The organism is Pseudoalteromonas sp. 78C3 (assembly GCF_002836695.1).
GTDB classification, from domain to species: Bacteria; Pseudomonadota; Gammaproteobacteria; order Enterobacterales; family Alteromonadaceae; genus Pseudoalteromonas; species Pseudoalteromonas arctica.
Map to the genome: position 1 here is coordinate 1 of NZ_PJAV01000097.1, position 9,331 is coordinate 9,331.

At 40.8% G+C, this 9,331-nt stretch carries 5 protein-coding genes and 5 tRNA genes; all 10 read left to right on the top strand.

Annotated features, from left to right (window positions below):
- Window positions 1-93 precede the first annotated feature (93 nt).
- Complete coding sequence (locus CXF76_RS02535; RefSeq protein WP_010553261.1) at window positions 94-276, top strand: hypothetical protein; 183 nt, start codon at window positions 94-96, stop codon at window positions 274-276.
- 128 nt (window positions 277-404) lie between these two features.
- Window positions 405-497 (top strand) — tRNA-Ser (locus tag CXF76_RS02540).
- A gap of 38 nt (window positions 498-535) precedes the next feature.
- Window positions 536-612 (top strand) — tRNA-Arg (locus CXF76_RS02545).
- 74 nt (window positions 613-686) lie between these two features.
- A tRNA-Arg gene (locus tag CXF76_RS02550) sits at window positions 687-763 on the top strand.
- Window positions 764-814: 51 nt separating this feature from the next.
- Window positions 815-891, top strand: a tRNA-Arg gene (locus CXF76_RS02555).
- A gap of 115 nt (window positions 892-1,006) precedes the next feature.
- Window positions 1,007-1,083 (top strand) — tRNA-Arg (locus CXF76_RS02560).
- Between the two features lie 1,388 nt (window positions 1,084-2,471).
- Window positions 2,472-3,647, top strand: a complete 1,176-nt coding sequence (locus tag CXF76_RS02565) for an exo-beta-N-acetylmuramidase NamZ family protein (RefSeq protein ID WP_024590092.1) — start codon at window positions 2,472-2,474, stop codon at window positions 3,645-3,647.
- 9 nt (window positions 3,648-3,656) lie between these two features.
- Window positions 3,657-5,315: a penicillin binding protein PBP4B gene (gene pbp4b / locus CXF76_RS02570; protein ID WP_024590091.1), complete on the top strand. Its 1,659-nt coding sequence runs from the start codon at window positions 3,657-3,659 to the stop codon at window positions 5,313-5,315.
- A 191-nt stretch (window positions 5,316-5,506) separates the two neighbouring features.
- Window positions 5,507-6,883, top strand: a complete 1,377-nt coding sequence (locus CXF76_RS02575) for a Na+/H+ antiporter NhaC family protein (protein ID WP_039488351.1) — start codon at window positions 5,507-5,509, stop codon at window positions 6,881-6,883.
- 252 nt (window positions 6,884-7,135) lie between these two features.
- Window positions 7,136-8,878 (top strand): potassium/proton antiporter, encoded by a 1,743-nt coding sequence (locus CXF76_RS02580; RefSeq protein ID WP_101162986.1) that lies wholly within the window; start codon window positions 7,136-7,138, stop codon window positions 8,876-8,878.
- Window positions 8,879-9,331 lie beyond the last annotated feature (453 nt).

Genomic DNA, 9,331 nt, shown 5'->3' on the forward strand with positions numbered 1-9,331 from the left:
TATGTAAAGGTTTTAGCTAGAATACGCACGAAATTTACACTGCTTGGTATTTAGCAGTTAAATATAGATTCTTAAAGGACTTAGAATAATAGTATGAAAGACAAACGAGTAGATGATTTATCAGAAGAATGCACATCAGAGCAAGAAAGAAATGCTTACTACCGTGCTTGTATTGCTGAATTTCAACAATTAGGTTACCAAGAACAGTATTTGGCTCAGTTAACTGATGACTTAGTTCCTGTGCTAGGTGTTAATCCTTCAAATAAAAATACGTAACCCGCTTAAATTTCAAACTAATTACACTTTTAAACCAAGCATATGTGCAATCTATAACCATATAGTCGTTTTTGGTAGAAAAGTGTTTGACATATTTTCTGAAATCTTTATTATACGCCCCACAAGACGGAGAGGTGTCCGAGTGGCCGAAGGAGCTCCCCTGCTAAGGGAGTATAGAGTTTGTAGCTCTATCGAGGGTTCGAATCCCTCCCTCTCCACCATTTCTTTTAATGGCGTGTTTTGTAAAGTTTTAAAGTATGGGTGCATAGCTCAGCTGGATAGAGTACTCGGCTACGAACCGAGCGGTCGGAGGTTCGAATCCTCCTGCGCCCACCATGCTTTAATAACTCTGCTTAGAGTCTAAATAAGCAAAAGCTCTACTTAGAGTTAAAATAAGTAAACTATAAAGTGGGTGCATAGCTCAGCTGGATAGAGTACTCGGCTACGAACCGAGCGGTCGGAGGTTCGAATCCTCCTGCGCCCACCACTTTATAGACTCTCACTTAGAGTAAAAACAAGTAATAGTAAAAATGAAAGTGGGTGCATAGCTCAGCTGGATAGAGTACTCGGCTACGAACCGAGCGGTCGGAGGTTCGAATCCTCCTGCGCCCACCACTTTCATGTTTTCATACACTTTTAAGTGTAAGAAAAATAAACCGATGGAAATCGGTTTTTTTATGTCTGAATTTATACGCTCTGCTTAGAGTTTAAATAAGCAATCTATGAAAGTGGGTGCATAGCTCAGCTGGATAGAGTACTCGGCTACGAACCGAGCGGTCGGAGGTTCGAATCCTCCTGCGCCCACCACTTTCATAAACAAGCCGACATTAAGTCGGTTTTTTTGTGCCTGAAATAAAGTGAAATGTATACTACCACTCCTGTAGCCGCAGAGCTTGCTCGCGTGAGAAGCGGAAGCTTCTAATCACTGATACTTTATTTACGAGCGTTGCTCATCGCGTCAGCAAGCTGCACGCCTACAAGTAAAACCAGCCCTAATCTTTAAATCTAAACTCCGAGTTTATTTATCCGTTGTAGACGCTGAGCTTGCTCGCGTGAGAAGCGCTAGCTTCTAATTACTGATACTTTATTTACGAGCTTTGCTCGTCGCGTCAGCAAGCTGCACGCCTACAAGTAAAACCAGCCCTAATCTTTAAATCTAAACTCCGAGCTTATTCATTCGTTGTAGACGCTGAGCTTGCTCGCGTGAGAAGCGCTAGCTTCTAATTACTTACCACAGATATAACTGATGCTTTATTTACGAGCTTTGCTCGTCGCGTCAGCAAGCTGCACGCCTATAAGTAGAAACAGCTCTAATCTTTAAATCTAAACTCCGAGTTTTATTCATCCGTTGTAGACGCTGAGCTTGCTCGCGTGAGAAGCGCTAGCTTCTAATTACTTACCACTGATATAACTGATACTTTATTTACGAGCTTCGCTCGTCGCGTCAGCAAGCTGCACGCCTACAAGTAAGACCAACCCTAATCCTTAAATTCAAACTCCGAGTTTATTCATTCGTTGTAGACGCTGAGCTTGCTCGCGTGAGAAGCACCAGCTTCTAATTGAATAAACTCACAGCACAATACATTTACGAGCTTTGCTCGTCGCGTCAGCAAGCTGCACGCCTACAAGTAAAACCAACCCTAATCTTTAAATCCAAACTCCGAGTTTATTTATCCGTTGTAGACGCTGAGCTTGCTCGCGTGGGAAGCGACAGCTTCTATTCCCCCCTCAAAGTATAATTTATAAGATTTTATTCATTGGCAACGCCAGAAATAAGTAATTTATTCACGAAGAGGTTAAGAGGCGCTGCGCTTTTAGAGGTAGTAATAAAGCTAAGCTAAACTAATAAACCCGGGCTTATGTCTTCTCATTTACTTCTCTTTTGCTTCTCTTTGTGGAATAGATCTTTAAGTGGTTCATTGACCAAGAAATTAAATAACTAGAAGCGTTTAGCTCTAAGAAGGTTAAATACGGTCTTTAAGCTTAAAATGAGAGGTGGTATTTTCAAGTGAAACTAGCTCTAATCTTTAAATCTAAACTCCGAGTTTTATTTATTCGTTGTAGACGCTGAGCTTGCTCGCGTGAGAAGCGCCAGCTTCTAATCACTATATCTAAGCCCACTTAACCTTTTCTAAAGCTGCTCTTTAATATTACCTATGTTATTTTAAACGCCTTGTTTAAAAGGATATTGCAGTATGTTTAAAGCCCTATTTATTACGTTATTTTTTATTTTTAGCGCTATTTTTATTTCCAGCGCACAAGCCAACAAAGCCAATAACTCACTTGTGGTAGGTGCGCAGCAATATGCTAAATATTTACCGCAGTTAAAAAATAAACGTGTAGGGCTAGTAGTCAATCAAACATCAATTATAGGGCAAACTCACTTAGTAGATGCTCTGCTGGCTAAAAGCATAAACATAACTAAAATTTTTGCACCTGAGCATGGCTTTCGCGGCGATCACGATGCGGGCGCGCATGTAAAAAATGCCGTTGATAGCAAAACCGGTATTCCGCTTATTTCTATTTACGGTAAAAATAAAAAACCAAGCCGAGCTGCTTTAGCTGATGTTGATGTGATTATTTTTGACATTCAAGATGTCGGAGTGCGTTTTTATACTTACATAAGCTCTATGCACTACATGATGGAAGCCGCTGCAGAGCAGGGGATAGAATTTTTAGTACTCGACAGACCCAACCCAAATATTGCCTACGTTGATGGGCCAATATTAGAGCCAGAATTTAAATCGTTTGTAGGCATGCACCCAATACCTGTTTTACACGGTATGACCGTTGGCGAACTTGCCAAAATGATCAAGGGCGAGGGCTGGATCAATAAAGCGCCCGATTTAAAATTAACGGTGATCCCTGTTGATCATTACACTCGCAAAAGTACATACAGCTTGCCTGTAAAACCCAGCCCTAATTTACCTAACGATCAAGCCATTGCACTTTACCCATCACTTTGCTTTTTTGAAGCAACACCTATCAGTATTGGTAGAGGCACCGACTTTGCATTTCAAGTAATTGGCTATTCGCCAGTTGCATTAGGTGATTTTAATTTTACACCGCGTGCAATTAAAGGGGCTGCTTTAAACCCTAAATTTAAAAACCAAACCGTACAAGGGCTCGATTTAAGACAAGCAAACACCACAGGCCTAAATTTAACTTACTTAATAAATGCGTACACGGAGCTTAGTAAAAGCAACATCTCGTTTTTTGAGCGCGCTGACTTTATGGATAAACTAGCGGGTACTAATAAATTGCGCTTAGCTATTGAAGCAGGGCAATCAGAAGCGAAAATAAAACAAAGCTGGCAGGCGGGGCTTGCGCAATTTAAAGCGCAAAGAGCGCCTTACTTGCTATATAAATAAGGGCTAAGCATGTTTATTGCTTTAAAAAATCAAAGGTGTGGTTATATAAAAAAAGTATTTATAGCAGCGTTAAGCCTTATTGTTGTGGGTTGTAGTACACCACCTGAGCCTATTCGCTCGGTGCTACCACTTACAAAGAGCCAACTTGTAGAGCTGCCTAATGCACAAGTGGTTGTAACGTTTCCTGAGGTAAATCCAAGTAGCCGGTTTTATGTAAATAACCGAGGAACGTTTAAAGCTTACAAAGGGCGCGGGCAATTATTAATACAAAACCACAACGCACAAAGCGCCGATATTTATATTAATAATCAAAAGCTCGACGTTAGCCAACTGAGCGCCAACACTCTATACAATTACAGTTTGGCAAAAAATACTCACAATGGTGTTAATACTTTTAAAGTTGAAAATATTCTTCCTGTTGGTGCAAGTTTAACGCTACGTTTTGCATTTTCTACTTTAAGCGATGAGCCAATAAAGCACGTAGATTTTAGTGAAGTAGATACATTAATCGAACGCGATATAAAAGCGGGTTTTCCTGGGGCTGTGTTGGCCGTTGTTAAAAATGGTGAGCTAATAAAATTAACCGCCTATGGCGATGCAAAGCAATATCAGCAAAGTGATTTAATGCTACTTCGTCCAGAGCCCATGCAAACTAATACCTTGTTTGATCTTGCCTCAAACACCAAAATATTTGCCACCAACTTTGCACTTATGAAATTAGTAAGCGAAGGGCTGTTAAATATTAATAAACCCGTGCAAAGCTACCTAAGCGAATATAAAGGCGAAGGGCGAGCAAAGCGCACAGTAAAAGACTTACTCACTCACAGCGCCGGATACCCGCCAGTATTTGACTTTCACCGTAAAGATGGCAGCAATGGCGACGCGTTTTATTCGCAAAACAGTAAAACCACCAAACAGCTATTACTTACCAGCGTGCCTTTTAGTAGTAAATCATCTGGGCAGCATGTTTACTCAGATATTGATTACATGATTTTAGGCGTACTAATTGAGCGCATTACAGGGCAGCCCCTTGACGAATACCTAGAGCAGCAAGTGTATGCGCCACTAAAATTAACTAACACGTTATTTAATCCACTTAAAAAAGGCTTTAAGCCACAGCAATTTGCAGCCACTGAGCTTAGCGGCAACACACGAGACGGGCGCATTAAGTTTGATAATGTTCGAACTGGGGTTTTACAAGGACAAGTGCACGATGAGCGCGCTTACTATTCTCTTGATGGCGTAGCAGGGCATGCAGGATTATTTAGTAATGCTCACGACTTAGCCGTGCTTTGCCAGCTATTACTAAATAATGGTGGCTACGGCGACCAACAATTATTTAGTACAAGCGCCTTAGCGCAATTTTTAACGCCGCAAAGCAGCGACGAAACTTACGGGCTTGGCTTTAGGTTTGCTGGTAATAATCAAGCAAGGCGCTGGCACTTTGGCCCTTATGCAAGCGCGCAGGCTTATGGCCACACAGGTTGGACGGGTACAGTGACCGTAATCGACCCCGCTTACGACTTGGCTATTGTTTTACTTACTAATGCTCGCCATAGTGCAATTAAAGGCTCGCTAAAACGTTACGAATTTACAGGTAAACAATTTGAAACCGCACAGTACGGATCGGTGGTGTCGCTTATTTATGAAGCGTTACTAAATCAATAAGCTATCGTATAGGTTAAAACGTACTAACCGTGCCACCTTAAGTGATTTATTTACAGGTGACTTGAGTAAGCCAATCCATTAAGCTAAGCGGTCTATAAAACTAAGCCGGTTTATGTTGTTAGGCTTAACAAATAAGCGTTAAAACGCGTACAAAGCGAGGTTTACTCGCTAATAATTAAGGTTAACTTTTTATGCATTGGTATTCTATTTTACCGCCGCTAATTGCGATTGCTATCGTGTTTTGGCGAAAAGAAGTGATTATGGCGCTACTTGTTGCTGTTGCTTCTTCTGAGTTTTTACTTGCCCTTCAGGGCGAAGGTAATAGCTTGTTTGACACTTTTTTAAATACCATTGAACGTATTATTTCGGTTGCCAGCTCGCCAGGTAATACACGCATATTAATATTTAGTATTTTAATTGGTGCACTGCTTGCCTACATTCGCGAATCTGGCGGCGTTGCAGCAACGGTTAATATGTTAATGAACAAAGGTATTGCAAAAAGTAAGCGCCAAGTGGGCTTTTTAACCATGTTTACCGGCATTGCAGTGTTTATAGAATCTAATTTGAGCGTACTTACCTCAGGTATTTTATCGCGTGGCTTATTCGACAAATTTAAAATGAGCCGAGCGCGTCTAGCCTACATTATTGATAGCACCAGTGCGCCAGTGTGTATTTTAATTCTGCTTAATGGCTGGGGTGCGTTTGTACTTGGTTTATTAGGTAACTACGAGCTAGGTGAGTCGGCTGTATCGGTGTTGTGGGGCAGCGTTGGGTATAACTTTTACGCCATAATTACCCTTGCCATTGTTTTTTATACCATCGCGTTTGATAAAGTGCATGGCCCGATGAAAGAAGCCGAAGAAAAACTAGAGCTTCAAACAACTGACTTAAAAGAAGAAGTAAAAGGCTCTAAAGCGCGTTACATGTTAATCCCGCTTATTACGCTTATTACCAGCATGGTTGGCTTTATGTATTACACCGGTAATGGTGTATTAGCCGAGGGCAGCGGCTCTAAATCAGTATTATATGCAACGGTTTTAGCCATTGTTGTCGCTTACTTTTTAATGATTGGCTCACGTAAATTTACCCATCATCAATTAGTTGATACCGGTTTTAAAGGTATGGGCGAATTAATGCCACTGGTCGCCATTGTACTGCTTTCGCTTACACTTGGCGCAAGCTTAAAAGAATTGGGTACTGGCGTATTTGTAGCGTCGCTTGTTGGCGACTACCTACCTATTTACTTAATCGTACCGGTGCTGTTTTTAACCGGCGCAGTTATGTCGTTTACTACGGGTACATCGTGGGGCACGTTTGCCATATTAATCCCAATTGGCGTGCCACTTATTCAAGCGCTAGGTTTACCGCCATCGCTTGTTGTTGGTGCTATTTTGGGTGGTGGTATATTTGGCGATCATTGCTCGCCTATATCCGACACTAGCGCTGTATCGGCTATTGCATCGGGGTGTGACTTACTCACCCACGTTAAAACGCAGCTACCGTATGCCTTATTTGGTGGTGGCCTTACGTTTTTAGCGTACTTAGTAACAAGCATTATTGTTTTATAAAATTTGATTATTTAAATACTCAAAAGCCTGCTTAATCGCAGGCTTTTTTGTTTTCAAAATAAATAAAGCTAATTAATATAGAGCCAAGCAATATCAAACTCAAAGGCTCTATAATTATTAGAAAAACTATTTAATTATAGACTTAAGTACCCGTATTTATATTTTTTAGGTTATTGTATAGCATGAGCTTTAAGCTTTTTGATAGCTGGCAATTCTTACTTTTCAACTCATATAAGGCTGTAAATCCACACTATGTTTGCAATTGATAATATCATTCTCGTTAGTGCCATATTAATTTTACTAGGAGTGATCTCGAGCAAGTTATCTGCACGCGTTGGCTTACCTGTACTGGTGCTATTTTTACTTGTAGGTATGCTCGCAGGTGAAGACGGTATTGCAGGTATTTCATTCGACAATGCAGAGGCCGCACATGCTTTAGGTACTCTTGCGCTTGCTATTATTCTATTTGATGGTGGCTTACAAACGCCCACCAGTTCAATTAAACAAGTGTGGAAACCCGCGTCTGCTTTAGCAACCATCGGTGTGTTATTTACCGCTGTAATTACAGGCCTTGTGGCCACTTATATTTTAGACCTACCCATATTACAAGGTGTATTACTGGGCGCCATTGTTGGCTCTACAGATGCTGCAGCCGTGTTTGCACTTTTACGAAGTGCGGGCATTCACTTAAATAAAAAGCTTAAATCGACCCTTGAAATAGAAAGTGCCTCGAACGATCCAATGGCTATTTTTCTAACGGTTGGTTTGCTCGAAATGCTCGTTAATGACATGCCAGTAGGGCTGGGTTTACTACAGTTATTTGCTCAACAAATGGGTGTTGGCGCTATTTGTGGTCTTTTAATTGGTAAAATATCGGTTTGGTTTATTAATCGAATTAAACTAAATGCATCGGGTTTGTATTTAGTGATGGTAACCGCATTTGGACTGCTTTCATTTGGCCTTTCTGCAACGCTCGGCGGCAGTGGGTTTTTAGCTGTATTTATAACAGGCGTGATTTTAGGTAACAGTAAATTTGTATATAAACGCGGTATTTTTCTGTTTCATGACGGCTTAGCATGGCTTGGGCAAATAACCATGTTTGTTGTATTAGGACTCCTTATAAACCCATCGTCGTTGGTTGATGTATGGTTAGAAGGACTGCTTATTGCACTGGCACTCATTTTTGTTGCTCGCCCATTAGCTGTAGCGCCTATTTTAAAACTGTTTGGCTTTAATAATCGCGAAACCTTATTTGTATCTTGGGTTGGCCTTAGAGGCTCAGTACCCATTATTTTAGCTATATTCCCATTACTATTTGGCCTTTCAGGGGCTGAACTTATTTTTAATGTTGTTTTTTTCGTGGTGTTAATTTCAGCCACGTTACAGGGCTCAACAATGCCTTGGATGGCTAAAAAACTAAATTTAGTAGAGCCGCCGCCCGACCTAGCCGCTGCAACGCTCGAAATTACAGCACTAAACGATATTGATATAGAAATTGTAGAATACACCTTAAGTGACGTTTCTCGGGTTTCTGGGCGCAGCTTGTCACATGCCGCACTTCCTGAGAGTGTAGTTGTTGCTATGATCACACGGGGTCCGTCAATCATACCGCCACGAGGCTCAACTAAGTTAAAACCAAACGATCACTTATTTGTTGTTTTAAAACCAGATAACAGACCTTTTGTTGATTTAGTTTTTACAGCAACCGATAAAACAAACCATCAAGATAGCCATTTAGCGCACAACGAACTTAAAGTGAAAGGGGTAACGTTGGTAGGCGATATATTTTACTCTTATCACATGCAAATAGACGCCCCAGAAGAGATAAGCTTGGAAGAAGTGATCAACCAAAAGCTTTCAGGAGAAGTCAGTAAAGGCGATATTGTTGTTATTGGTAATGTGCAAATACGCGTTATAACAATGGTGCATACACGCATAGTTACCATTGGCTTAAAGTACTTAAACAATCCAGAAAAGCGACTTTTAAAGCCGTAATCATTAACAGTGATTTATTTAGCGCTAGGCTCATGTTTATAGCTGCATAGGTTGGGTTGAGTGACACGAAACCCAACGGATCTCCAATACAATGAGCACACACAAAGCTAGTTATATGTAGTGTTTACTGTAGGCGCCTAGCTTGCTGGCGCGTCGGGCTTTAGCCCGAAATCTATGCATAGCCTTAAGGCCAAAGTCATATTACATTTCTTAGCTAATAAGGTTAGACCCTCGGACTCAATTTATTCTTGGCAGTATTATAAATAACAACCGAGCAAGCACTGCTTTAATCTGGGTATTACTCTGCGTTTGACCAAAAGGAATCTCTTAGGTAGGCTAAATATATAAAATCAACCCGAACTGATTAGATGAAAGATAATAAAAATATAAGGTTTATAGATTTAACCACTAAAAATTTGGGGGTTATTTCTACAATTACCTTCTTTATCTACA